Origin of the sequence: Planotetraspora sp. A-T 1434, from assembly GCF_025420585.1 — a bacterium.
Taxonomy (GTDB): domain Bacteria; phylum Actinomycetota; class Actinomycetes; order Streptosporangiales; family Streptosporangiaceae; genus JAOEGB01.
In genome coordinates this window covers 269208-295227 of sequence record NZ_JAOEGB010000003.1, presented here as the reverse complement: position 1 = coordinate 295227, position 26020 = coordinate 269208, and the positions used below count along the sequence as shown (strand labels likewise).

Below are 26020 nucleotides of genomic sequence, written 5' to 3'. Positions count from 1 at the left end.
CCCTCGTCGGCCGACCTGGACTTCATTTTGTGCTGAAATTTCACGTACGGCGGGGCTGTGGATAATCGATGCGTGAATCGACCCTCCAGGCGATCATTTCTTCAGCTGGGCCTCGTCGCCGCGGCCGGAGCGCTTGGAGTGCTGGCCCCCGCCGCGTGCCGCTCCAGCGGAGCCCTGATCCCGGCGCGACACATCCCGGACGGCGCCTTCGCCCTGCTGCGCCGCCGCTGGCGGGACGTGACGGCCGGGTCGGGGTTCGACCCGGCGGCCGAGCCGTACCGGACTCGGCTGGTGAAGCTGGGGAGGACGGCGGCCGGATACCGGGAGTCCATGACGCCGGTCGGCGCGTCCCTCTGGCCCGGCCTGGCGTTCCCCTCGCTCGTCGCCACCCCGGCCCGGCTGCAGACCATGGCCCGCGCGTACGCGTTGCCGGGGACGGGCCTGACCGGTGACGCGAGCCTGGGCGCGGCCGTCGCCGCCGGCATCGACCACTACCGGGAAAGGGTGTACGCCGCGGACGCCGACCAGGTCGGCAACTGGTGGAACTGGCAGATCGGCACCCCCAAAAAGCTCCTCGACGCGGCCCTGCTCATCGGCCCGCACCTGACCGAGCGGCAGAGCGGGGCACTGCGCGACGCCGTGGACCACTTCGTCCCGGAAAGCCTTCTGGACGACTACAGCGGCACCAGCACCGCGGCCAACCGCGTGGACCTGTGCATGGTCATGCTGATGCGCGCCATCGTCGGGTCCGACCCCGAGAAGGCCGCGCTGGCCGCCGCGGCCCTCTCCCCGGTCTTCCCCTACGTCGACGAGGGCGACGGCTTCTATCGGGACGGCTCGTTCGTCCAGCACACGACGATCCCCTATCAGGGCACGTACGGAGCGTCGCTGCTGTCGGGGCTCGCGATCCTGTTCGCGGTGTTGCGCGGCTCGCCGTGGGAGATCACAGACCCGAACAGGCGGAACGTCTTCGACATGGTCGAGCGGTCATTCGCGCCGGTCGTCCATGACGGCCTCTGCATGGACCTCTTCAGCGGTCGCGCGGTCGGGCGGGAGCCGTACGGAGATCACAAGCGGGGGCACGCGATCGCCTCCGCGATCCTGCTGCTGGGCGAGGGACTGCTGGGCGAGGGACTGCTGGGGGAGGGGCTGCCGGGGGACGGGGCTCCCGCCGCGGAGCGGGCCCGGTGGCAGGGCATGGTGAAGGGATGGGCGCTGCGGGACGTCTGCACGCCCATGCTGAAGGCGGCCGAGAGCAGTGATCTCGGGTTCCACGCGCGGTTGTCCGCGATCCTCGACGACGACACGGTCCCGGCTCTGGAGGAGCCCGCCGGGCACCGGCTGCTGGCGATGAGCGCTCGCGCCGTCCATCGCAGGCCGGGCTGGTGCGCGGGCCTCAGCATGGCCTCCGACCGGATCGGCCACTACGAGCACGGGAGCGGCGAGAACCTGCGCGGCTGGCACACCGGCTCGGGAATGCTCTACTGGTGGGCCGAGGGCCACGGCGACCAGTACTCCGACTCGTTCTGGCCCACCGTCGACCCCTACCGCCTGCCGGGCACGACCGTCTCCACCCGGCGGCTGCCCGACGGCGTGGGCGAGGCGTGGGGCGACACCTGCCCGCCGGGCCGGTGGGTCGGCGGCGCCACCGACGGCATGTACGCGACGGTCGGCCAGCACCTCAACGGCCTGGAAAGCACGATGGAGGCCTTCAAGTCGTGGCTCTTCCTCGACGACGCCGTGGTCTGCCTCGGCGCCGGGATCACCAGTGAGGACGGCGTGCCGGTCGAGACCATCGTGGACAACCGCAGAACCGGCGCGATCCTCACCGTGGAGGAGAGGGAGGGCTGGGCCCACCTCGAAGGCCACGGCGGCTACGTCTTCCCCGAGGGCGGTGGCCGTCCGCGGACCCTGCGGGAGGACCGCGCCGGCGGCCCGGGCGGGGCGACCCGGAGCTACGTGACGCTCTGGCTCGACCACGGGGTGGACCCTCGTGCGGCCGGTTATGCCTATCTCCTCATGCCGGGCGCCGGCCTGGCGGAGACCCGGGCCCGCGCCGCCGACCCCGGCTGGGCGCGCGTGCTGGTCAACACCGCTCGTCGGCAGGGTGTCCAGGTCGCGTCGCTCGGGATCACCGCGGTCAACTTCTGGAACGACGGAGCCGCCGGCGGCCTGGCCGCCTCCGCCCCATGCGCGGTCCTCGTCCGGGAGAGCGGAGACGGTACGGCCACGCTCACCGTGTCGGATCCGCGCCGGGACCTGGAGGAGCTGACGGTGACCTGGGATCGGCCGGTGGCCGAGGTCCTCCACGGGCATCCGCTCCTGACGAGCGCCTCGACCGGCCCGAAGCTCACGCTCACCTTCGGACGGCTGGCCGACCAGGGCGGCGGCTCGAAGACGGTCACCGTACGGCTCCGAGCGCAAGCGTCAGGGGAGGCTTACCAGGCAAGGAGGAGAATGCGGGGATGACCGATATCAAGGATGATTTCCTCATCGCGGCTCGCTCGGCGGCGAACCTGCTGCGCGAACCGGCGGTCGCCGCCGCCTGGAGCCGGCCGAGCGCGTTGCCCGAGTTCAGCGTGGGCGGCCTCGCCGGTCACCTGGCCTACCAGGTCCTGGCCGTCCAGGAGGCGCTGGCCGAGCCGGTGCCCAAGGAACAGACCATCACCCTCCTCGAGCACTACGGCCAAGTGCGGTGGGTCGGCGCCGCCATCGACGACGAGGCCAATGTCCGCATCCGGGACGGGGGCGAAGAGCTCGCGGCGGAGGGCCCCGCGGCGTTGGCGGCACGGGTCGACTCCACCATCGAGGATCTGACGGACGGCCTGGTCTCGGCGGCGGACCGGCCGGTACGCATCCCGCTGTGGGGGCCGTGGTCGTTGACCCTCGACGACCTGCTGATCACCCGGGTGATGGAGCTGGCGGTCCACTCGGACGACCTCGCGGTCAGCGTGGACATCGCGACCCCGGCCCTTCCGCAGGGCGCCGTCGACACGGTGATCGACCTGCTGTCCCGCCTCGCCGTGCGCCGCCACGGCCCGACCGCCGTCCTGCGGGCCCTCAGCCGCGCCGAACGCGCCCCGGACACCATCGCCGCCTTCTGAGCCGCCGCCGGGCGCCGGCCAGCTCACCCGGGCACTCACGATCTACGGCGTCGATTACCTATCGGGCAAGGTGTGCCGCAGGACGGCGGGCACGACGTGGTTCCAGGTCGGCCGCGGCGGTGGTTGGTGGCCGATGCCATCCAGCAGGAGCAGTTCGGCGCCGGGGATCTCACGCTTGAGGGCGTGCGCGTGTCCGGGCGGGAAGAACGGGTCCTCGGTGCCGTGGATGACCAACGTCGGCGCCGCGATCTCACCGAGCCGGGGCCGGATGTCGGCTCCGCCGTCGATGAGCCAGTGGTTCTTCTGGCTGGACTCCAGACTCACGGTGCGTTCGACGACCCGACGGGCTGTCGCGCGCACGTCCGCTTCGTCGAAGGAGTCCGGTCCGGCGAACGGTCGCTGGCTCTCGACCAGATAATCGACGACTGCGTCAGGGTCTGCCCAGTCCGGGTCGGGCACAGGATCGGCGAACGCGGCCTTGAGCCGGTCCGCCATCGCAGGAAGATCATCGGCAGGGCCGGAACTGGTCGACATCAGCGTCAACGTAGCGACCCGGCCGGGATGATTGATCGCGACGTACTGGCCGATGCCACCTCCCATTGACAGGCCTACCACGTGGGCGCGGCCCGCGGCGAGGAGGTCGATCAGGGCGACGGCGTCACCGGCCAGGTCGAGACCGCTGTAGCCGGGCGCGCCTGGCGGACAGCCGACCGAGCGGCCGGTGTCACGGTGGTCGTACCGGATGACGAACCGGCCACCGGCGGCCAGGCGCCGGCAGAACTCGGCGTCCCACCAGTCCATGGACGCGGCGGCGCCGGAGATGAGCAGGATGGCGGGCGCTCGCGGGCTGCCGAAGGTCTCGACACATAGATTCACGCCGTTGGCGCGTACCAGCTGCTCGGTCATGACGGGTGATCTCTCGGGCTGGACTATGGGAACAGCTATTATAGTTGCAGCTATCATAGGCGGCGCGACTATATTGGCCCGCTCGGGGCCTGGGGGGCTGTCATTTGCTGCGGAAACCGGAGCGTTTGTTCGGCCGAGACACCGAATGGGAAAATCTCGCTGACTTCGTGGCGTCCCCCTCGGGGGGAGCGACTCTCGGATTGGTTTACGGTCGCCGTCGTCAAGGCAAAACCCTCATGCTCGAACTGCTGGCCCAGCAGACCGGCGGGTTCCTTTTCGGCGCGACCCAGCAGACCGAGGCGCAGAATCTCGCCGACCTCGGAGCGGCCTATGCCGCCCATCGCGGCCTGCGCCAGCCCATCGCCTTCCGTACGTGGCGCGAAGCGATCGACGAAATGCTCCGGCTCGGGGAGGACCAGGCCACTCCCCTCATCATTGACGAGTTTCCCTACCTCGTCTCGGCCACGCCCGCGCTGCCCTCCTACCTTCAGCAGGCGCTCAGCCCGCTCGGGTATGCCAAGCAGCACACCCAAACCCGGGTGATCCTCTGCGGCAGCGCCTTGACCACGATGGCGCAGCTACTCGCCGGCGGTGCGCCCCTGCGTGGGCGGGCGGCCATGGAGTTGATCGTGCGCCCGTTCAAGTTCCGTGAGGCCGCTGCCTTCTGGGGCGTGGATCACAACCCGGAGCTGGCGTTTCGGCTGCACGCTCTGCTTGGTGGGACCCCTGCCTATCTGGAGATGAGCGGCGGATCGGGACCCGCCGAAATGGCCGAATTCGACCGCTGGGTTCAGCGGCGTCTGCTGAACCCGGCCTCCGCGATGTTCCGTGAAGGCGCCCTGCTGCTCCGGGAAGAGCCCGCCATCACCGATCCGACCTCATACTCGGCCACGCTGAGCGCGATCAGTGCCGGCAACCACCGGCGTTCGGAGATAGCGGCGATACTCGGGCGTCCCAGCAGCGCACTGGCGCATCTGCTGTCCGGGCTGCAGGACATCGGCCTGATCGAACAGATCGACGACGCCATCCGCGGTAAGCGCAGCGTTTTCCGTATCGCCGAACCCGTCGTACGCCTGCACCAGTTGCTCATTCAACGCCACGAGGCCGAACTGGTCGCGGGCCGTGCCGACCGTGTCTGGGGAGCCAATGCGGACACCGTCGCCTCGCAGATCTACGGCGCGCACTTCGAGGACCTCGCACGGAAGTGGTGTTTCGAGCACGCGGCGCCCGACACGCTGGGCGGCACCGCCACGGCTGTACGCCCGACGGAACTGCCGTGCCGCGAACACCGTCGAGGCCACGAACTCGATGTGGTCGTCACGGAGACGACCTCCTTCGCCGCTGACCGCATCATCGCGATCGGCGAGGCCAAGAGCACCGCTGCTCCCGTCGACACTTCTGAGCTCGAACGACTGGAGCACCTCCGCGGCCTCCTGCCGAGCTCCAAGGTCGGCCCACTCCCCAAGCTTCTCCTGTTCGCCCGCTCCGGCTTCTCGAGCGATCTCACTCGCCTTGCCGGCAACCGCCCCGACGTCGAGCTCGTCGACCTGAACCGGCTGTACACCGGAGCATGAGGGGATGATTTTCACGCCCCGGCGCCGTCAGAGCCGGACACCGTTGATGAGTAGATCCACGAGTCGCAGCGCGAGGTCGCGCTGGCCGGGTCCTTCGGCGATGAGAGTGATCCCGCCAAGGCCCATGAGCAGGTCGTAGGGGTCGAGGCCCGGCCGGATCACGCCGTCGGCGACGCCGGCGTCCAGCAGGGTCGCGAGCGCGTCACGAAGCAGGCCGCGGGTGTGCATGCGCTCGTCCTCGGAGACGAGGACGGCCCGCAGTGCGTCAGCCATGCCGTGCTTGGCGGCCATGAAGTCGATGAACTGTTCCATCCAGGTGCGAAGCGCGTCCACCGGGGGCGACTCCGCCACCAGGGCCGGCGCCGCGGTGCACAACCGCGCGACCTCGTTGCGGTACACCGCTTCCACGAGGGTTTCACGGGTCGGGAACCTGCGGTAGAGCGTGCCGATGCCGACTCCCGCTTCCTGGGCGATGGTCTTGAGCGACGCTCCCGCCCCCTCGCGTGTGAACGCTCGCGCGGCCACCGCCAGCAGCCGCTCGTAGTTCTGCTGAGCGTCGGCGCGCAACGGCCTGACCTGCTGGGATGACACCGTTTCCTCCTCGGGTTCCGTCCCGCGACTTGCCAACCGGAGCCGACTCCGGTTAAGTTGACACTACCGGAGCCGACTCCGGTTAGCAGACTATTACACATCCGGGAGGATGATTATGAGCAACTTGGTCACCACGCCGTTCGGGGCCCAGTCGACCGCCGCGGAGGTGGTCGACGGAGTGAACCTCGACGGCAAACGAGCCGTTGTCACGGGCGGCGCATCCGGAATCGGGGTCGAGACCGCCCGCGCCCTCGCCGGCGCGGGCGCCGAGGTGACATTGGCCGTTCGCGACACCGCGGCCGGCGGCCGCACCGCCGAGGACATCATCGCCGGCACCGGCAACAAGAACGTGCAGGTCGCCCGGCTCGACCTCACCGACCAGGCATCGGTCGCCGCGTTCGTCGCCGCGTGGACCGGACCGCTGCACATCCTGGTGAACAACGCCGGCGTCATGGCCCCGCCCGAGACCCGCACCACCGAGGGCTGGGAACTGCAGTTCGCGACCAACCACCTCGGCCACTTCGCCCTCGCCACCGGCCTGCACGACGCGCTCGCCGCGGCCGGGAACGCCCGCGTCGTGTCGGTCAGCTCGGTCGGGCACGTGAACGGCGACGTCGACTTCGACGACATCCACTTCGAACACCGCCCCTACGACCCGTGGCTCGCCTACGGCCAGTCCAAGACCGCGAACGTCCTGTTCGCCGTCGAAGCCGCCAAGCGGTGGGCTCCCGACCGGATCACGGCGAACGCGCTCAACCCCGGCCGGATCACCGCCACCAACCTGTCCCGCTACATCGGCGACATCTCCGCCGCGCCGACGTCCTTCGACCCCAAGAGCACGGACGTGTCCTGGAAGACCGTCGAGCAGGGCGCGGCCACTTCGGTGCTGCTGGCCGCCTCCCCCCTGGTCGAGGGCGTCACCGGCCGCTACTTCGAAGACTGCAACGAGGCGGGGCCGTACCAGCCCCCCGTCCGCCGCGGCGTCGCCTCCTACGCGGTCGACCCGGGCCGCGCCGCCCGGCTGTGGCAGGCATCCGTCGACATGATCATTAAGGCCGGGGTGACTCGATGACCCAGGAGTTCGAGGGTCGCACGGCGCTGATCACCGGCGGCGGCACCGGGATCGGCCGGGCGACCGCGCTGGCGCTGGCGGCGCAGGGCTGTCTCGTCACCGTCACGGGCCGCACCGAGGCCACGCTCCGGGAGACCGTTGACGAGATCGAGGCGGCCGGCGGCAAGGCCCGGCTGTTCGTAGCCGACGTGACCGACGAGGAGTCGGTCCGGGCGGCGGTCGAGGCGGCGGTCGGCGACACCGGCCGGCTGGACTTCGGGGTGAACAGCGCGGGCGACAGCGGCGGTGACGACCTCAAGCCGCTCGCGGACTACCCCACCGAGAAGTTCGACCGGCTCGTCGACATCGACCTGCGCGGCCTGTTCCTGTCGATGAAGTACGAGCTGCGGCAGATGCGGGACCAGGGCTTCGGCTCAATCGTCAACGTGGGCTCCGGCGCCGGCCTTGTCGGCGTGCCCGGTGTCGCGGGGTACGTCGCCGCGAAGCACGGCGCGGTCGGCCTGACCAAGGCCGCCGCACTCGACTACGCCGCCGACGGAGTCCGCGTGAACGCCGTCGCTCCGGGACTCGTGGAGACCCCACTGATCGCCACGGGCCGCAGCCCCGAGTTGATGGCGGCCCGGATCGCGGCCCACCCGATCGGCCGGATCGCCCAGCCGGACGAGATCGCCGACGCGGTGGTGTGGCTCTGCTCGGACCGCTCCAGCTACGTCACCGGGGTCGCGCTGCCGGTCGACGGCGGCTACACGACCCGGTGAGGAGGGACGTGGCATGACGACGTTCAGGGTCGACCACGTCAACCTCTCCGTGGCCGACCTCGACGCCCAGCGCGCGCTTTTCGGCTGCTCGTTGCTCAGTGATCCCCAGATGTGGACGCCACCTCTACCGAGCCCTCCTCCGCAGTCTCCTGCTGCCCGCTCTTGGCCAGCCAGGTCAGCTTTACGGCCAGGTGGCCCTCGGACGCCGTCTTCGCGATCACGGCGCCCACTTCGGCGTTCAGCCGTACTCCCATCTCGATCTCGATCTGGTCCGGCCGGAGCCGCCCGTCGCGAAACACCTCCAGCGCGCCGGCGGCGGCGTCCCGGACGCCGCCCAGCACATCCTCGAACCGCTTGCGCACCTCTACGAGGCCGTCGGACCGGCTGACGCGCTGTACTCCCACCTCGACTCCCACCTCGTCATCGTTAACCTCGACGACGACGTGGCCGCCACGGGTCGTCTCGAATCGCACCAGTTCAGTCACGTTCTCCGCTCCATCCGCTCGGGGATCATCGGCCAGGCGGCCAGGTCGGGTTCGGGCCGTACGCGGCCGGCGGCGGCCCCTTGTCGGGATGGTCCAGCAACCACCGGTCGTGGATGGCGCGCCAGCGACCATTCGCCCTGATCTTCTGGAGGACGTGGTTGACGAACCTGACGAAGTCAGCGTCATCCTTGCGAAACGCGATCGCGTGGGGCTCGTTGCTGAACCACGTGCACGTGGCCGCCGGCCCGTCGTACCACCGGCATGACGTGTCGCCCGGCGAACGCGGCGGCGGGGCCTCCAGGAAGCGGGTGGACGGGTCCAGGTCCTGGAGGCCGAGCAGGATGTTGTGGTCGGTGGAGACGGCCTCGACCTGGCGCTGCTGCAACATGACAAGGCAGTCGGTCCAGTTCGGCACACCCACCGGGACCGGCTTCTCCGGCCGGTTCCGCAGGATTTCCAGGGAAGTGGTGCCGGTCGCCGCGCAGACGGGCTTCCCGGCGAGGTCCTTGAGACCCCGGTAGCCCGAGTCGCCGCGCACCAGCACGGTCTGCCCGGAATCGAGGTAGTCGGTCGAGAAGGCCACCTCCTCGGCGCGGTCACAGGTGGCGGTCATCGAGTCGGCGACGATGTCGACGGTGCCGTCACGCAGCCTCTCCTGACGCTCCTCCGAGGTGATCGCGACGAAGACGAGCACGTCGCGTGGATTCCGCCCGGGGAACATCTCCTTGGCGATCTCGTACAGGATGTCGATGTCGAAGCCCCGGTACTCCCCGGTCGCGGGGTCGCGGTAGGACATCCGCGTGAGTGTCTGGTCCACACCGGCCCGGATCTGCTCACCCTTGCGGGTGATGCTCCTGGGCGGCGCCGAATCCGGGGCGAGGCTGTTTCGCGGCTCACAGGCGGCGGAGGGCTTGGTGGACGGCGGCGCCGTCGCCGTCCGGACGCCGCTTGGCGCCGGCGAGGCCACGGGTGGCGGGCCGCTGTAGCCGAAGGCGCATCCGGCGAGCGACACGGCGGTCACCATCACGGCGACGGCACGGCCCGCGGCGGACCGGAGAGGCGGCGGCGACGGTCTCCTCACAGGTAGTCCTTGATCCTGATCCAGATGCCGCGGCCGGCGCAGAGGGCGGCCGCGAGACACAACAGCACGGTCCCCGAGCCCAGCCCCTCCGGTGCGACCGGGATGTCCTCGGCCAGGTCGAGGATGGCGGCCTTGCCGTTCTCGATCGCCCTGGTCAGATCCGCGTCGAACTGCTCGTACGCCACGGCCACCTTCCCGTCCGGCAGCGCGGCGACCACGGCCTCCTCGTGCCGTCCTCCGCGTTCCTTCTCGTGGATCTCCTGGTCGTAAGTCGCGCACCAGATCGTGATCCGGCGCGTCAGGGCGCCGGAGAGAGGCCGCTCCGGATGGTCGCACCCGGCGTTGCCCCGGAAGCGGCTGCGCAGTTCGTTCGAGCCGACCGCGGTGCTGTCGCCCCCGAGGCGAAGGTAGTCGTCGGCTCTGGCTTCGAGGGCCGCGCGCTCCACCCCGACCAGATCCTGCTGCGCGCGGAGCCTCTCGCCGACCGCGCCGAGGCGTACATCCGCGTACGGCGAGGCGCTCAGCGACCAGACCAGCCAGCCGAGGGTGCCGAGCATCACCAGCGTGGCGAGCGCGAGGCCACGGTTGAACACCCGGCGGGTGCGCCGCCACAGATAACGCTGGATCCCCCAGAGGGCGCCGAGCGTGAGGACCAGCAGCGCGGTGAGGGAACCGATGGCGACCCGCGCGCCGTTCCGGGCCTCGCCCAGCCGTGCGATCTCCTCCTTCCACAGGTCCAGGGCGGCAGGCAGAAGGGTCCCGCGGAGGTACGCCGTCGCCTCCCGGAGATAGGCCGCGCCGAGCAGCGCCCGCTTGGGATCGGTACGCGCGTAACGGGTCAGGTCCTGGGCGTGGTCGACCAGGCCGGTGTAGACGGGCAACTGCCGGGAGATACGGGCGAGTCCGGCGGCGCGCTCGGGGTCGCCGCCGGTCAGCGCGGACGAGTCGGCCAGCCGCTGCCGCGCCACGCTGAGCGCCTCGCCGTACCGGCGGTCCAGTTCGTCGCGCTGGCGCGGGCTCGCCATGGCCAGGAAGCGCCCGGTCGCGGCCGTGTCGGCTCCGGACAGCGAACGGTAGATCGCCTGCGCGTTGTCGCTCATCTGGGCGGCGCTGGTCGCCATCTCCTGGCCCGCCGCACGCACGGCGCGGTCGGCGAGCAGGCCCGTACCGCTGGTCGCCACGAACAGCACCAGCAGCAGGGCCGCCCACGCGGCGAGCCGGTTGCGGGTGGTGGCGCGCGGGCGGCGGTTTCGGGCGGGGCCGAGGCGCGTCGCCTCGCCGACGTCGGAGGCCGGTGTGCTCACTGCTGTCCCTCGATGCCGGCTATCACGCCGGTCTCCGGATCGAAGAACTCCTTGTTGATCTTCGGCCAGCCGCCCAGGTCCTTGACGGTGAACAGCTTCGAGGGGACGGGGAACCTCTTGGGGTCCGCGAGCTCGGGCAGAACCGGACGGTAGCCGTTCTCCGCGAAGATCCGCTGCGCCGCCGGGGTTCGCAGAAACCTCACGAACGCCTTGGCCTCATCGGGATGCTCGCTGGTGGTGGTCACGGCGACAGGGTTCTCGATCAGAATCGTGGCGTCGGGCACGACGTAATCGAGCGGCCTGCGGCCCTGCCGGGCGGAGAAGACCTCGTTCTCGTAGGCCAGGAGGGCGTCGCCCATGCCCGAGTTGAAGGTCTGGAGCGAGCCTCGGGCGCTGGAGTCCTGCACCGGGACGTGCGAGAACAGGGCTCGGAGGTAGGCGATGCCGTCAGCGCGGCGCGCGCCCCTGCCGGACTCGGCGCCGTAGCCGGCGAGGATGTTCCACCGCGCGCTGCCGGAGACGAACGGGTTCGGAGTGATCACCTCGACGCCCTCGGCGAGAAGGTCGCGCCAGGTCTTCAGACCCTTGGGATTGCCTTCGCGCGTCGCGATGACGACGACCGAATCGGTCACCATTCCGCCGTACTGATCCGAGTGCCAATTCCCGGCGACCAGCCTGGCCTCGACCAGTCGGGTGATGTCCGGCTCAAGGGAGAATGCCACAACGTCGGCTTTCGCGCCGGCCTCGACGGCCCGGCTCTGGTCGCCGGACGCGCCGTAGGACTGCTCGAACCGGATATTCCTGCCCTCGGGAGTGCGCGCGAATTCGTCGATGATCTTTTGGTACGCCGCCTTTGGAGTGGAGTAGGCCACCAGTGAGAGCGTGACCCGGCCATTGCCGTGCGGAGATCCATCCTGCCCACAGGACGCCGGTGCCAGCGCGACGAGAGACAGCGCCAGACCGCGTGCGATCATGCGAAGTCTCCAGCTCACGGCAGTTTCCTACTCAAGCGTCTGGTTTGGTAGGAAAACTGCGCACAACGACCCCTGCCTTCCCGTCACGACACTGTCGTTCCGTATGCCCGTCGGACATTACGATTATCCCGATCGAACAGCCACTTGTACGGCGATAGCCGTATATTCCACCATCGACTGGCAAATTTCTACGGGTACGCCTGGACCGATGAAGTTCAGGGAAATGGAAGCGTCCGTACCCAGGGAAATGATGGCTGTATCAGCTGGACTCGCCTCTTATGGGCATTAAGCACGACGGAGCGCAGCGAACTCGACTATCCATGGACCTTCACGGCATCCTCGCCGATGCGTACCCTTTCAAAATGTGGAAACCGGCCAGGCTCGACAGGGTGACGAACCATGGTGGGTGCGAATAAGACGTGCGGACAAGATCCTCGGCGCGGGCGTCCTCGTCGGGTCGCGCCACGTGCTCACCTGCGCCCATGTGGTCACCGAACCTCCCTCGGACACCGGCGCCCCTGACTGGGCCGACGCCGTACCCGAGGGCGAGGTCGATGTCGACTTCGTCGGCCGTTCAGACGTCCCGCCGGGACGGGCCAGAGTGGCCGAGGGCTGCTGGGTGCCGCCGCGCGCCGACGAGCGCGGCGACCTCGCCCTGCTGGAGTTGCGGGAGCCCGCTCCCGGCGGACGGGGTGCCACGCTGCGACGGCTGCCGCCCTGGAATCGCCAGGTCTACACGCGCGGCTTCCCCACGGGCGTCGACAACGGCCTGTGGGTGACGGCGCGGCTCAGCGGCCGGAGCGGCCCCGGCGGCGAATGGATCCAAATGGACGCCGAGCTGCCCGACAGGCGGGTGCGCCGGGGCTTCAGCGGCTCCGCGGTGGCCGACGCCGCCACCCATGACGTCGTGGGGATCGTGGTGGGCGAGTGGCCCCGCGATCCGGGCGGGCACTCGTGGATGATCCCGGTCGACACCATCGTGGGGTATCTCCCGCAGGTCGCCGAGTTCGTGACCGGAGACCCCGCCGTGGATCCCTCCTTCCCCGAGCGCTACGACGCGCGGCCCCACGACCCCTTGCACAAGGACCCCGCCATGGCCAGGCGGATCGCCGACTTCTTCCAGCGTGGAGCGCCCGGCGAGGTGATGGTCATCGTCACCGGCGGCGCGGGGTCGACGGTGTCGGCGGCGCTGGCCCGCGCCGTCGTGCTGTCAAACCGGGAGCTCCGCCCCTCGGCCGCCGGCCCGGCGGTGGAGCTCGGCCCGGACGACACCGTTCCGGCCCCGGGCAGCATCGACCTCGCGCTGGACGTCTCCGGCAAGACGGTCGAGGAGGTGTCCAAGCGCATCGCCGCCGGCCTCGGCATCGCGCCCGGCGAGCCGGCCGCCCCTGGGCAGCGGCGGCGGGCGGCGCTGGTGATCGACGGTGTGGACGCGGCGGCCGACCCCGACGCCCTGGCGGACGAGGTGCTCAGGCCTCTCGCCGAGCACGACCACCGCATTCTCGTGGGGCTCCGCCAGGAGTCGGAGAAGATCCGCCAGGTGCTGGGCCACGCGTCCGTCCGCCGCCGCCTGGAGGCGCTGTCGGCGCGCGTCGCCGAGGTCGCCGCCGAGGAGCGCGCGGCCCGGGAACGTCACCGGTACGTCGCCGCCCGCGTCACGCCCGTGCCCGACGTGCCCAGGGGCGCGGTCGCCCTCCGGTTGCGCGTAGGCGCCGTGCGGGCCGCGGCCGGCCGGGGCGAACCCGTCCTGCACGAGGTGGCGGCCTGCGAGGCGGAGGTGGAGGACCTGGCACGGAAGGCGGCCGAGACCCGGCTGCGCCTGGACGAGCTGCTGGAGCGGCGCAACCGGCTTCGCGGCCTGCTTCACGCCTATCGATCGGAGTCGGGCGGCCAGCGCTCGGAGCGGGAGATCGGCCTGGCCACGCTGTACCGGCGGGCACACGAGCTGCTGTTCCGGGGGCCATGCGATCTGCCGATGGCGACCCAGTCGGTGGACGACTACCTGCGCGCGCTGCGGAGCCGATGACATGGGCGCCCGCTTCCGCATGCGCGTCCTTTCCCGCTCCAGCGTCCTTTCCCGCTCCAGCGTCCCTTCCCGTGACGGCGCCCTCTCCTGGAGGCCGGTCCCATGACACCCTGCGCCCGCCCGAACTGCCCGGGTGCCATCGACGACACGGGCTTCTGCGACACGTGCGGCCGCCGCGCGCTCCCGGAGCCGATCTCGATCGACACGCCGGTCACCGGCTCCCAGCCGAGGTCCGCCAACAGCGTGCTGCAGGCGGTCGACGGGCTGGTGTCGCTGCCGGTCACGCCCGGCGAGGACCCGTCCAGCCGGATCATCACCGACCCCCAGTCGCTCAGCTTCGCCCGGAAGTGCCGCAAGCACGACTGCGGCACCACGATCAGCACGCGGTACGCCGACCAGCCGGCTCTGCTCAAGGGTTTCTGCCCCAAGTGCGGCACGGCCTTCAACTTCACCCCCCGGCTCGCGAACGGCGAGGTCGTGGGCGACCAGTACGAGGTGGTGGGACCCATCGCCCACGGCGGGCTCGGGTGGGTATACGTGGCGAAGGACACGCACCTGGACGACAACCACGTCGCGCTCAAGGGGCTGATCGAGCCCAACGACCCGGTCGCGGTCAACCTCGGCATCGCCGAACGCCGCTTCCTGTCCTCCTTGGACCATCCCAACATCGTCCGGATCTACAACTTCGTCACGCACGACGACACCGAGGCCGGAGACCGGCGCGGCTACATCGTCATGGAGTACCTGAACGGCCGCTCCCTGCGCGAGATCCTGCACGACGCTCGCCGTACGGGCGACGGGAGGGAGCCGCTCCCGCTCGAACACGTCCTCGCCTACGGGTACGAGATCCTCCTCGCACTGGAGTACCTGCACGGCCGCGAACTCCTGTATTGCGATATGAAGCCGGACAACGTCATCAGGACCGCCAACCGCATAAAGATCGTCGACATGGGCGGGGTACGGAGGTTCGACGACCGGGACTCCCCGGTCGTCGGCACGCCTCGGTACCAGGTCAGCCGAGACGAGATCGCGGGGCGCGGCCTGTCCGTCCAGTCGGACGTCTTCACCGTCGGCAAGATGCTGGAGGAGCTGTTCCGGGCGAGCGACGACTGGAGGCCAGGCGGAGCCGGCGGTCCCGATGCGGCCGGGCTGGCGATCGAATCATTCACCCGGCTGGTCAAGCGGGCGACAGACACGGACTGGAACCGCAGGTTCGCCTCCGCCGCGCGGATGGCCGAGCAGGTGACGGGCGTTCTACGGGAGTTGCTCGCGCTGCGGAAGAGACGGGAGCACGCCGAGCCGTCCACGCTGTTCGCGCCGACCGCGACGCTGCTCGACGGCGGCCTCAGCACGGTGCCCTCCCTGGAGCGCTGGACCGTGGGCCGATCTCGATCCGCCGAGGCGCTGCCCGACGACCATCCGTGGGGCGGACCGACGACCGCCCCCGGGGCACTGGTCGATCAGCGGCCCGCGGCGGCGTCCGTCGCCGTCGGCCTGCCCGTGCCGTACGTCGATCCGGCCGACCCGGCCGCGGACCTGCTGGCCACGGTGAGCGCGCCCGATCCGCGCGGCCTCCTCGACCGGTTGTCCGGCGTCCGGCCGGAGTCGGCCGAGGTCGAGTTCCTGCGCTGCCGGGCGCACCTCGAACTCGCCGACCTCGACGGCGCGGAGGAGTGCGCCGCCCGCGCCGAGGCGGCTCTGGGTCGCAAGGCCCGCTTCAACTGGCGTACGGCCTGGCACCGAGGGCTGCTCGCGCTCGCGCGCGACGAGGTACGGCAGGCGCACAAGCAGTTCGACGTGGTCTACGCGGCGATCCCCGGCGAGATAGCGCCGAAGCTGGCCCTCGGGTACTGCGCGGAGCGGCTGGATCAGCCGGAGCGGGCCGAGCTCTACTACCAGGCCGTGTGGCGGCGCGACCGCTCGCACGCGAACGCCGCCTTCGGCCTGGCCAGGCTGCGCCTGCGCGACGGCGACAGGGCGGGCGCGGTCGCCGTGCTGGACGAGGTGCCACGGGTGTCGCGCCACTATGACGCGGCTCGGGTGGCCGCGGTCCGGATCTGCTCCGAGCCGATGTCCGACGGCCTGGCGACCTGGGAGCAGCTCACCGAGGCGCGGCGCAGGCTGCCCGCCCTGGTTCTCGACGGGGGAGAGCCGGGAGGCAAAGCGCGGGACAGGCTGACGGCGGCGGTGCTGGAGCAGACCCTGGAGCGGATCCCCCCGTCCGATGACGGTCCCGCCCTGGAGAACGAGTTACGCAGAAAGCTGGAGGAGTCGTTCATGCGCCTCGCCAAGCAGGCGGACAGAGCCGCCGACAAAGGCGCCCTGGTGGATCTCGCCAACTTCGTGCGGCCGTGGAGCTGGGTATGAGGGGCGGGCTCGCGTTTCATCTCGACGTCCGGCAGGGCAAGCACCTGTTCACGGCGAGGACGGAACTGCACGCCTCGCTGGAGGTGTCGGCCGAGGGCTCCGGGACCGGCCCGGCCGAGACTCCCGCGGCCCGATGGGCCGAGGTCCTCGTCATCGACTGCTCCGGGTCGATGGGCGAGCCCGCGCATGCCGGTGGGGGTGCCAGAGGTTCGCGTCCGAAGATCGCCGACGCGAGACGCGCGACCGCCGCCGCCATCGACGTCCTGCCCGACGGGGTGCTGTTCGCCGTCGTGGAGGGCACCCACGAGGCCCGGGTGGTCTATCCGTACGAGCCTCGGATGGCCGTCGCCACGCCGGAGACCAGAGCCCAGGCCAAGGACGCGGTGGCCCGCCTGGTCGACGGCGGCGGCACGCACATCGGGACCTGGCTCACCCAGGCCCTCGACCTGTTCGCGGCGCACCCCTCCGAGATCAGGCACGTGATTCTGCTGACGGACGGCCAGAACATGGAGTCCTCGGGCGCGCTTGATCAGGCGCTCAAACGGTGCGAAGGGCAGTTCGCCTGCGACGCCCGGGGCATCGGCGAGGGCTGGGACGCCGATCAGTTACTGCGGATCACCTCGGTTCTGCGGGGGGCGGCGGACGCCGTGCTGGACGACTCCGACCTGGAAGCCGAGTTCCGGGCGATGACGCGGGCAGCCCTGCGGAAGGTGACCGCGGACATGCGGATCCGCGTCAAGACCACGCCGCCGGCGAAGCTTCGCTTCGTCATGCAGGTGCATCCCACCATGGTGGACCTCACCGAGCACGCGGTCGCGGTCAGCGACCGGGTCACGGAGGTCTCCACCGGCCCGTGGGGCGACGAGGTCAGGGAGTATCAGGTGGGGTTCGAGGTGAGCAGCGTGGATGCGCCGCATTTCGAGGACCTGCTGGTCGCCCGGATCGATCTGGTGGTGGGCGAGGAGACGCGGGCGGACCCCGGTAGCGTGCTCGTCCATTGGACCGACGATCCGGACGTCCCCACCTGGGTGGATCCCCGTTCCACCCACTACACGGCGTACGTCGACCTGAGCCAGGCCGTGGACGCCGGCCTCCACGCCTACGGCCAGGGCGACGAGACCGCCGCCAAGGCGGCCTGGGGCCGCGCCGTCAAGCTGGCCGCTGAAACCGGTGACCAGAAGGTCCTCGACCAGCTACAACGGTTCGTGGAGATCGTCGACATCGACGCCGGCGAGGTCAGCCTGAGACCCGGCATCAGCAGATACGACGTCCAGGTCGTCAAGGTCGCCGTGACCCACACATCCCGCTACCCGGGCGACACCGACCCCCCGCCCCCGCCTCTCTCGCCCCCGGGGGAGGACACCGCGCCTCCCTGGACCTGTGGATGCGGCCGGATCTCCCCTGCGACCGCCCTTTTCTGCACCCAATGCGGCCGCCGGCCGCCGGCTCAGGGCTGATTTTGGACCGGTGAGCCATGAGCCGGCCGATGAAATTGTATGGCCTAAATCCAGATTCAGGGTTAAGTAACTGCCATCTTGCTTAATCGCGGTTTCGCGTGCAATGTGGTGTCTTGGTGCCATCGGCTCGGAGCGGGGTGTGAAAGCGGGTGGGCGCACGTGGATGATGGAGCTGTCTTACCAGTTCACAGCGGAGAGGCGGGGTTGAGCCCGTAAGGGTTGGCACCCTGCCGCCGCTATCCATTTCCGGGCGGCTTCGGATCGCTTTTTCTGCGTCACCTAACGCATCGGCTGCTTTCACGCCGAGTGCCGGCTATCCCTTTCTTTTGCGTACGACCACGCGTATCGATTTCGGCATGCCATTTTCCGGGAGGGCTCAATGACGCACGACAAGAATCTGGTAAAGGTCTACGGCGACCGCGACTACATCGCCACCACGATGGTCCGGCACGACGGAATTGTGGTGGCGTTCGCGGTCGGGGCCGACCGCCGGATCTACTACAGCGTGCTCAGCCTCGACCAGGCCGACCGGCGGCGCGGCGCGCTGGACGCCGCGTACTGGAACAACGACCCCGGGGTGCTGCCCTTCCCCGCCGAGATCGTCGACACCGAAGCCGAGAGCCCGGTGGCGGTGGCCATGCCGACGGTGAAGAAGGTCGGCGGTGCCGAGGTCGGCCCGGCAGAGACGCTGCTGACGGGCGAGAAGGACCCGTTCCTGTCCACGACGGCCCGGCTCACCGCCGCGCTTCCCATCCAGGTCCTGTCCGACGGCCAATACATCCTGGTGTTCCGGCAGTCGGTCACCTCAGGCGAGCCGGGCTCGGTGTACGCCACGACCGGCGGCGCCCTGTCGGGCGACCCGGCGCGCGCCGACTACGTCCTGACCGGTGGGGCCAAGGTCGCCCAGGTCGACGGCTCGCTGCTGTGCGACCGGTTCGTGCTGGTGGGCTCCGAGCTCAAGCCGGTGGTGGAGGTGCGCTACCAGCGCAGCCGCAGCAGAACCATGCCGGCCTCGGGGGGCGACACCCTCGGCACCCGGGACATGGAGGGACAGCTGTTCTACGAGCCCACCATGAAGCTGTCGTTCGTCCGCAAGCTCAGCGGCGGCTTGTTCTCGGTGCTCCTGCTGCCGACCGCGGTGGCGGGCTTCTCCCGCTGGCAGATCTTCGCCGCCGAGGGGGAGACCATCCACAGCTACAACCTGGAGCAGGGCACGGACGGCCTGTTCAACGCCCGGGGCACCCAGCTCTACACCAGCCCCGACCCGAAATACGCGGGCTCGGTGCTGGAACGCGCGCCGGGCATCGACTCCCACACCGGCAAGGCGCTGGTCCCGGTGCCCGCGCCCCGCGACCGGGCGGGCACCGCGCTGCGGTTCGAAGGCGCCAAGAGCGGAGTGGTGATCGCTGGGGGCAAGAGCTCCACGGCCGTGCCGCCGGGCCCGTACACGATCGAGGCGTGGATCAAGCCGACGGTGGCCGCCAAGAGCATCATCGTGGGCCGCTCCGACAAGACCAACTTCGCCACCCCCGTGTACCTGGGCCTGAACGTTGACGGCAAGCTCGTGTTCGGCCACGGGCCCGACACCCTCATCTCCGCCTCGGCGCTGCCGCTGAACGTGTTCACGCACGTGGCCGCGGTGTACGACAAGTCGACGATGCGGCTGTTCGTCAACGGCACGCAGACGGACAGCCGCCCAACGAACGTCGGCGTCCAGGTCAGCGAGCTGCTCGTCATCGGTAAGCGGCTCGTCTCCGGCATGGCGCCCAACGATCCGTTCACCGGTGACATCGACGAGATCCGGATCTGGAGCGTCGCCCGTACCGATTTCACCGCCAGGGGGCAGCGCCTGACCGGCAAGGAGACCGGCCTGTTCGCCTACTTCCCCTTCGACGAGGGCGCCGGGAAGAAGCTGAGCGACCGGGGCCCGAACGGGTTCACCGGCAGCCTGGGCCCCAGCCCGGTGTGGGTGAGCTCGGACGCGCCGCTCTACGACGGCCCGGGGGTGGTCAGGACCTCCTTCTCGATCAACGGGCGCAAACCGGCATCGGGCCTGGCCACGGAGTTCTACTTCCAGCAGGAGCCGACGGTGACCGGGTATTCGACGTCGCCCGCGCCGGAGAAGCGGCAGGGCCGCGTGCTGCTGGCTTTCGCCACGTCAGGCCCGCCGCCGCAGGGCGAGCCGGCCGACCGTCGCTATGTGGCCACCGTGGACTTCGCCGTCTCCCAGTACGGCAGGCTGGCCACGCCGCCGGGCGTGATCGACCTGACCTGGCTGGGGCGGCCCGACCCCACGGCCGACCTGGAGAAGCTCCAGGCGGCCGAGGCCGCGGTGACCGCGGCACGCGGGCGGTACTACACCGACCAGGCCCTGGTCGACCAGATGCCGGCCACCGACAAGCGGATCAACGACATCCAGGGAGAGGTGTACGGCGGCCTCGCCGGTTTCACCTTCCACGACCTCAACCAGAACTTTTACCATCTCAGGTACTGGCAGCGCATGCGAGAGCAGGAGCTGCTGGAGGAGCAGGAGCTCCTGAAAGCCCAGCTCTCTGAGCAGATGAAGGCCCTGCAACGGCTGCCCGGCGACAAGGCGGCCCTGGAGGCGGCGCAGAACACGCTGGCGACGCTGAGCGGAGCGCAGAAGGGCGGCGCGGAGGCCGTGCTGCCGATGCCGGCGGTGTGCGTGGACCGCTCAGGCCTGAACGTGCTGGGGGCTCTGCTGGCGTTCGCCTGGACGGCCGACGCCCCCTTCCTGCTGGACGGCTCGACCGGCGAGGTGGTGCTGTATTTCCGCGGCGGCGCGGGGCAGTTCTTCTCCGCCTACTACCCGGCGGCGGTCTCGCCCGCTGTCAAGCAGCTCCCGGTCGCCGACGGGGCGGTCCGGCTGACCAGCCGTGACTCCTCCGTGGGTTTGAACGGCTTCTCCGTGGCGGTGAGCGCGGCCGGGTCGGGGACGTGCACCGTCACGGTGACCAGGGGGGCGGTGACCGAGACGTTCACCGGGGTGCCGCAGCGGGCCGACCTGCTGGCCGCCGTGCTCAACGGCCCGGTCCAGGGCTCGGACCTGGGCACCATCGCGTCGGTCAAGGACGCGACGGTCACCCTGACGGAACCGCTGACCACCGCTCTGCCGACCGGCTCGGCGATCACGGTGGGCGGCGAGAACCGCACCGTCTCCGCGTCGCAGGCCGGCTCCGCGCAGCTCACCCTGACCGCCGGCGGTCTCACCGCCAAGCCGGGCGCCAGGGTCCGCAAGGCGGTCTACGACTACACGCAGGCCTCCTGCAACGTCCCCGGCGTCTCGGTCGCCACCGGCTCCCAGATCGTCGGCGCCAACGCCGGCTCCGCCACCGGCACGGTGTCCAACGGGACGGCCGCGGACGTCAGCGGGCCGCTGGTGCCGCGCTGGCAGGGCGACGCGCCGGGACGCGCGTTCTCCTTCGACGGCACCGCCAAGCACCGTCTGGAGCTGGCGGACACGGCGCGACTGGCGAAACTGGCCGCGCGAGGGGACCTGGCGATCGAGGCGTGGGCCTTCCCGACGTTCGTCAACGGGCCCGTCCGGATCCTGAACAGCGACCTCGGCAACGGCGTCCGCTACTCCCTGGGCCTGGACAAGGCCGAGCTGGCGGCGGGGAAGAGCGGCTACGTCCTCGTCGCCGGGGTGGGCGACCAGGTCGTCCGCGGCACCGAGGCGTTTCCCCTGGCCGAGTGGGGGCACGTGGCGGTGTCGTTCGAGCAGAGCTGGGCGATCGCCATGGACGGCTCCGGCCATGTGGACGCCGGCGGGTCCGGCGGCCTGGACATCGTCGAGGACCTGACCCTTGAGGCGTTCGTGAAGCTGGAGGCCCTCGGCACCGTCCAGGGCCTGGTGGGCAAGGGCGCGATCGGCGCCGGCACCAGCCAGGCCGTGCCGTACTCGCTGTACCTGGAGGCCGACGGGCAGGTCGCCTTCGCCTTCGAGTCCGGTTCGGGGGGAGCGGGCAAGCAACAGATCTACCGCTCCGGCGCCGGATCGGTGGTCAAGCCAGGGGAGTTCACCAAGATCGCGGTGACCCGCAGGAACCCCTCCAGCGGCTCGGGCTCTGTGGAGATCTGCTTCTACATCAACGGCAAGCTCGCCGGGAACAGCCACGAGTACGGCGGCGCCAAACCGGTCGGCAACGACGCCCCGGTCCAACTCGGCCGCCACCAGGTGGGTAAGGAGACGTTCGGGCTGCGCGGCGTGCTGTCGGAGGTGCGCATCTGGTCCCTCGCCAGGAACGCCAAGCAGATCGGCGCGCCGATCACCGAGAAGGCGTCCGGGCTGGTCGCCTGGTGGATCTTCCCCGAGTCCGAGGGCACCCAGACCGCCGACCGGTGCGGCTCCTACCCCGCCACGCTGCACGCGGTCTCCCGGGTCCGCACCCCCGACCCCGAGGGGAACCGGTTCACCCTCTACCGCAACGGGGTTCCCACGTCGTACAAGCGGATCACCGCCGTGAGCGACCCCCTGATGGACGCCCGGAACAGCCCCGCCCACAGCGCGGTGGCCGGGCGCAAACTCGCCTCCGGGTACGGCGAGGCGTTCACCGGGGACCTCGACGAGATCCGGGTGTGGCGGACCGCTCGCACCCAGGAGCAGGTCCTGGACAACATGTTCGGCCGGGTGCGCGGCGACCGCCAGGATCTCATCGCCTACTACCCCTTCGACGTCGAGGACACCGTGGCGGGGGCCCAGGTGCGTGACGCCGGCCTGGGCGGCAACCACCTGACCCAGTCCGCACCGGCACCCAAGATCGTGCTGTCCAGCGCGCCCATCTCCACTGACACCGCCCAGGTCCGCTCGGCGCTGACCGGTCTCCGCAGCCCCTTCCACGCCGCCATCGCCGGCACCCCGGCCGCCACCGAGTACGGCGACGTCCAGCAGACCGTCGAGGGCATGACGATCGGGGTGATGAAACGCGCCTACACCTACCTGAAGGACAAGGCGTGGGTGCTGATCACCGGGTACAAGATCGGCGAGCTGACCACCACCTGGGTGGGGCAGGCCCAGTTCGACCCGCAGCTCATCGGCTACATCGAGGGCGCCCCGCCGGTCCCCTCGGAGAACCTCGTGGGCGGCGGAAGCGACTACCGCGGCGCCTCCTCCGTCGCCTTCGTCCAGGCCGACAACGTCGTCAACGTGCTGTCGTCGCAGAAGAACAACACCGTCGACACCTCCCTGAAGACGACGATCGACGCCTCGACGAAGGAGGAGACCTACGTCATCACCGCCCCCCTGGGCGTCGGCACCGCCAAGCCCCTGAAGGTGTCCTTCGACGTCGGGTACAGCGCCGAGTTCAAGTTCTCCAACAGCTGGACCAACGAGAAGAAGGTGTCCCAGGGAACCAACACGACCCGCACCAGCCGGGTCGACCTCACCGGCGGCTGGGAGGACGCCGACGCCGCCCGGCAGGTCAACCCCGCCGCCGGACGGCGCTGGGTGCCGGCCAACACCGGCTTCGCCGTGGTGCAGTCCGAGACCGCCGACCTGTACGCGCTGCGCCTGGCCCACAGCGGCGCCCTGGTCGCCTACCGGATGCTGCCCAGCGCCGACATCCCGCGCGACTGGAACCTCATCCCCTTCCCCATCAACCCCCGCTACACCAAGCAGGGCACCCTGGACGGCGTGGTCGGCTACAGCAAGGACCAGCAGCCCTTCGCCGACCCCGATTTCCCCCGCGCGGCCGGCGGGACACGCGGCGAGCACAGCTACTTCAGGCCCCTGGAGGCCTACCGGATAAAGAAGCGGATCCAGCGCGAGCAGCAGCAGCTGCAGGGGTTCTACGACTCGGTCTCCACCGAGACCCACGCCCCCGACCCCACCCACGGCCAGGCCACCAAGGTGCTCAACGGGATGATGGGCGGCACCGGCGCCGAGATCGACAGCGGCACCGACCCCGAGGCGGCCCGCTCGGCAGCGCGGTCGGCCTCACGCCGCAACATCGTCAACACCTACGTGTGGACCGCCGCCGGCGGGTTCTTCGCCGAGACCACCGGCACCACCGACCAGGTCACCGACACCATCACCGGGTCGTACAGCTTCAACGCCACCATCGGCCGCAGCGTCGCGATGAAGGTCGACTTCGGGCCGGTGAGTGCCAAGTTCGGCCTGGAGGCGTCCTTGGGCACCGGCTACAGCGTCACCCGTACCAAGTCCAAGGAGTCCACCCGCACCTTCAGCCTGGACGTGACCTGCGCGCCCAGCGGTCAGCTTCAGCGGTTCAACGGCGACACCCCGATGTTCGACAAGGACGGCAAGCCGGCCCTGGTGCCCGGCCGGGTGGACGCCTACCGGTTCATGACCTTCTACCTGGACACCACCACCGACAATTTCGAGGACTTCTACGGCAAGGTCATCGACCCCGAGTGGCTGGAGAGCAGCACCGAGCCCAACGCCCTGGCGCTCAAGCGAGCCCGCCAGAGCGACCGCAAGCCGCCCTGCTGGCGGATCCTGCACCGGGTCACCTTCGTCAGCCGGGTGCTGGCCACCACCCCCGCCGCGCAGCCGTCGCTGCAGCAGGCGATGGCCGCGCAGAAGATCGCCAGCCCGTACGCGTTGATCAAGCAGCTGGAGCCCTACCTGGGCACCGCCGTCCTGAGCGCCGACGGGCTGCCGGGGAAGGTCAAGGCCGTGGTCACCGGATACTTCCCGGCCTTCAGCCCCTACATCAACGAGATCACCGCCCTGCTGGCCGACTACTACTCGGCGATCGAGCCGGCCGCGCCCACGGCCCCCGCCCTGGTGGTGGCCCCGGCGCGTGCCTGCCTCGTCGCGGGGGACTCCGGCAACGTCATCGACGTCGGCTGGAGTTCGCAGGACAACGGTGCCCAGTTGCTGCTGTGGCCGTGGAGCGGCACCTCCAACCAGAAGTGGACCCTGGCGTCGGTCGGCGACGGCTACTACTCCGTCACCGCCAAGCACAGCGGCAAGGTCCTGACCGTCACCGGCGCGGGCAAGACGGCCGGAACCGCGGTCTGCCAGTCGGAGTGGACGGGAGCCGACCACCAGAGGTTCCGCCTCCAGTCCGCCGGCAACGGCTTCTACGGCCTGATCGCCAAGCACAGCGGCATGGCCGTCACGGTCGCGGGCGGGCAGCTCGTCAGCGGCGCCGGCATCCAGACGCAGGAGTGGACCGGAGCCGACCACCAGCTATGGCAGTTGCGGCCATTGAGCGCCGACCAATGGTGAGGGGCGAGAAATCGCCAGGCATGGAGACAAGGGAGGTGGCCAGTACTCCGCTCGTACTTGGGCATGGCCACGGCGCGCCGGCCGTGGCGCGGCGCGGATGCGGGCGTGGGCGCGACTGACCGGCCTCTGGTTCCACGACGGTCGGGGGCCGGGCAGCTGGTGACACCGCGCTGACACGGCCGTGAGACCAATCAAGATCGACAAGTGCGGCGGCCGCGCATCTATCGCGCGGCCGTACGCGTGCGCCTTGTTTGCCAGGACGGCGGGCGTTGCCGGTGCCGGCCCATGTCCGCGACGGCGTTCCGGCCCGGCGTACGTCGCGAAACAGGTCACCAGACCGATCAGGATTCGAGAAGCGCGGGTCACGGAGCCGCAGCTAGCCTGACCGTCGTGGACCTCACAGCTCGCCCGAGCTTCCTCCCGCACAACGATCCGGAGGCCTCCCTGGCCTTCTATCGCGACATCCTCGAGGTCCGCGACGACGTCGGATACGACGGGACGCGCTGAATCACGGTCGGCCCCCCTGACCAGCCCGGCACCTCGATTTCCGGGCTTCCCGTCCGTCCATAAGCTCGACAAGACACGCCGGGTCGATGTGACCCACGACTTCAGGAGCGACCATGACCGGCTCTTCCACCCAGGGAATCAAGACCGTGCTGCATCCCGTTTCCGACCTGGCGGCGGCCAAGGCGGTGTACGCCGCCCTGCTCGGCGTACCGCCGCAGACCGACGAGTCCTACTACGTCGGCTTCGAGGCTGAGGGCCAGCACATCGGGCTGGTGCCGGGCGGTGGACCGCAGGGCCTGACCTCGCCGGTGGCCTACTGGCACGTGCCGGACATCGAGGCGAAGCTGGCCGAGGTGACCGCTGCCGGTGCCACCGTGAAGGAGCCCGCACACGACGTCGGTGGCGGCCGCCTGGTGGCCACGGTCATCGACCCCGATGGCAACGTCCTGGGGCTGCTTCAGGACCGATGAGTGCCGACCTCCGCTTCCGCGCTCAGCGTCGTCGCGACACCGAGCATCGGCTCACCCACGACATCGATGTCCGGGTGGCCGGTGCCTCGGCCGGGCGATACCCGCCGATCAGGTAGGCAGAGACCGTT

Annotated in this window: 16 protein-coding genes and 1 pseudogene; 11 read left to right on the top strand and 6 right to left on the bottom strand. The window is 70.2% G+C overall.

The window, feature by feature from the left end; translation table 11 throughout:
* Positions 1–72 precede the first annotated feature (72 nt).
* Both N5079_RS06510 and N5079_RS06505 read left to right on the top strand, forming a co-directional pair.
* Positions 73–2469: a polysaccharide lyase 8 family protein gene (locus tag N5079_RS06510; RefSeq protein WP_261582591.1), complete on the top strand. Its 2397-nt coding sequence runs from the start codon at positions 73–75 to the stop codon at positions 2467–2469.
* Entirely contained in the window at positions 2466–3104 is a 639-nt protein-coding gene (locus N5079_RS06505; protein WP_261582590.1) for a maleylpyruvate isomerase N-terminal domain-containing protein, read from the top strand. Before N5079_RS06510 ends, N5079_RS06505 begins: the two co-directional genes overlap by 4 nt.
* A 54-nt stretch (positions 3105–3158) precedes the next feature.
* Here N5079_RS06505 and N5079_RS06500 read toward each other — a convergent pair whose 3' ends face one another.
* Positions 3159–4010 carry an alpha/beta fold hydrolase gene (locus N5079_RS06500; RefSeq protein ID WP_261582589.1) on the bottom strand — a complete coding sequence of 284 codons (852 nt, stop codon included), beginning with the start codon at positions 4008–4010 and terminating at the stop codon, positions 3159–3161.
* A gap of 236 nt (positions 4011–4246) precedes the next feature.
* Between N5079_RS06500 and N5079_RS06495 the strand changes: the two genes are divergently transcribed.
* The gene (locus N5079_RS06495; RefSeq protein ID WP_261582588.1) at positions 4247–5584 is read left to right on the top strand and encodes an AAA family ATPase; all 1338 of its coding nucleotides are present in this window, start codon (positions 4247–4249) and stop codon (positions 5582–5584) included.
* Positions 5585–5611: 27 nt separating this feature from the next.
* Here N5079_RS06495 and N5079_RS06490 read toward each other — a convergent pair whose 3' ends face one another.
* Positions 5612–6175 carry a TetR/AcrR family transcriptional regulator gene (locus N5079_RS06490; protein ID WP_261582587.1) on the bottom strand — a complete coding sequence of 188 codons (564 nt, stop codon included), beginning with the start codon at positions 6173–6175 and terminating at the stop codon, positions 5612–5614.
* 115 nt (positions 6176–6290) lie between these two features.
* On the opposite strand from N5079_RS06490, the gene N5079_RS06485 reads away from it, so the two are divergent.
* Positions 6291–7247, top strand: coding sequence for an SDR family NAD(P)-dependent oxidoreductase (locus N5079_RS06485; RefSeq protein WP_261582586.1), 957 nt, complete (start codon positions 6291–6293; stop codon positions 7245–7247).
* A complete protein-coding gene (locus tag N5079_RS06480) occupies positions 7244–8005 on the top strand; it encodes an SDR family NAD(P)-dependent oxidoreductase (protein WP_261582585.1) in 762 nt (253 codons plus the stop codon). Before N5079_RS06485 ends, N5079_RS06480 begins: the two co-directional genes overlap by 4 nt.
* Positions 8006–8100: 95 nt before the next feature.
* Here the strand turns inward: N5079_RS06480 and N5079_RS06475 are convergent, their stop codons facing one another.
* The 4 genes from N5079_RS06475 to N5079_RS06460 are packed head-to-tail and all read right to left on the bottom strand — an operon-like array spanning position 8101 to position 11849.
* Positions 8101–8490: a CU044_2847 family protein gene (locus N5079_RS06475; protein WP_261582584.1), complete on the bottom strand. Its 390-nt coding sequence runs from the start codon at positions 8488–8490 to the stop codon at positions 8101–8103.
* A 25-nt stretch (positions 8491–8515) separates the two neighbouring features.
* Positions 8516–9571 carry a transporter substrate-binding domain-containing protein gene (locus N5079_RS06470; RefSeq protein ID WP_261582582.1) on the bottom strand — a complete coding sequence of 352 codons (1056 nt, stop codon included), beginning with the start codon at positions 9569–9571 and terminating at the stop codon, positions 8516–8518.
* Complete coding sequence (locus N5079_RS06465; protein ID WP_261582581.1) at positions 9568–10875, bottom strand: hypothetical protein; 1308 nt, start codon at positions 10873–10875, stop codon at positions 9568–9570. Before N5079_RS06465 ends, N5079_RS06470 begins: the two co-directional genes overlap by 4 nt.
* Positions 10872–11849 (bottom strand): sulfate ABC transporter substrate-binding protein, encoded by a 978-nt coding sequence (locus tag N5079_RS06460; protein WP_261582580.1) that lies wholly within the window; start codon positions 11847–11849, stop codon positions 10872–10874. The genes N5079_RS06465 and N5079_RS06460 overlap by 4 nt, the downstream gene beginning before the upstream one ends.
* Positions 11850–12213: 364 nt before the next feature.
* On the opposite strand from N5079_RS06460, the gene N5079_RS06455 reads away from it, so the two are divergent.
* The 6 genes and pseudogenes from N5079_RS06455 to N5079_RS06430 all read left to right on the top strand — a co-directional run bounded on the left by N5079_RS06455 (position 12214) and on the right by N5079_RS06430 (position 25892).
* The gene (locus N5079_RS06455) at positions 12214–13875 is read left to right on the top strand and encodes a serine protease (RefSeq protein WP_261582578.1); all 1662 of its coding nucleotides are present in this window, start codon (positions 12214–12216) and stop codon (positions 13873–13875) included.
* Positions 13876–13977: 102 nt separating this feature from the next.
* A complete protein-coding gene (locus tag N5079_RS06450) occupies positions 13978–16242 on the top strand; it encodes a serine/threonine-protein kinase (protein WP_261582576.1) in 2265 nt (754 codons plus the stop codon).
* Positions 16239–17699, top strand: coding sequence for a VWA domain-containing protein (locus tag N5079_RS06445; protein ID WP_261582575.1), 1461 nt, complete (start codon positions 16239–16241; stop codon positions 17697–17699). The genes N5079_RS06450 and N5079_RS06445 overlap by 4 nt, the downstream gene beginning before the upstream one ends.
* 379 nt (positions 17700–18078) lie before the next feature.
* A complete protein-coding gene (locus N5079_RS06440; RefSeq protein ID WP_261582574.1) occupies positions 18079–24915 on the top strand; it encodes a LamG-like jellyroll fold domain-containing protein in 6837 nt (2278 codons plus the stop codon).
* A 390-nt stretch (positions 24916–25305) separates the two neighbouring features.
* Positions 25306–25419: pseudogene (locus tag N5079_RS06435) on the top strand (VOC family protein); the annotation flags it as partial.
* A gap of 116 nt (positions 25420–25535) precedes the next feature.
* Positions 25536–25892 carry a VOC family protein gene (locus tag N5079_RS06430; RefSeq protein ID WP_261582573.1) on the top strand — a complete coding sequence of 119 codons (357 nt, stop codon included), beginning with the start codon at positions 25536–25538 and terminating at the stop codon, positions 25890–25892.
* The last annotated feature ends 128 nt before the right edge of the window (positions 25893–26020 follow it).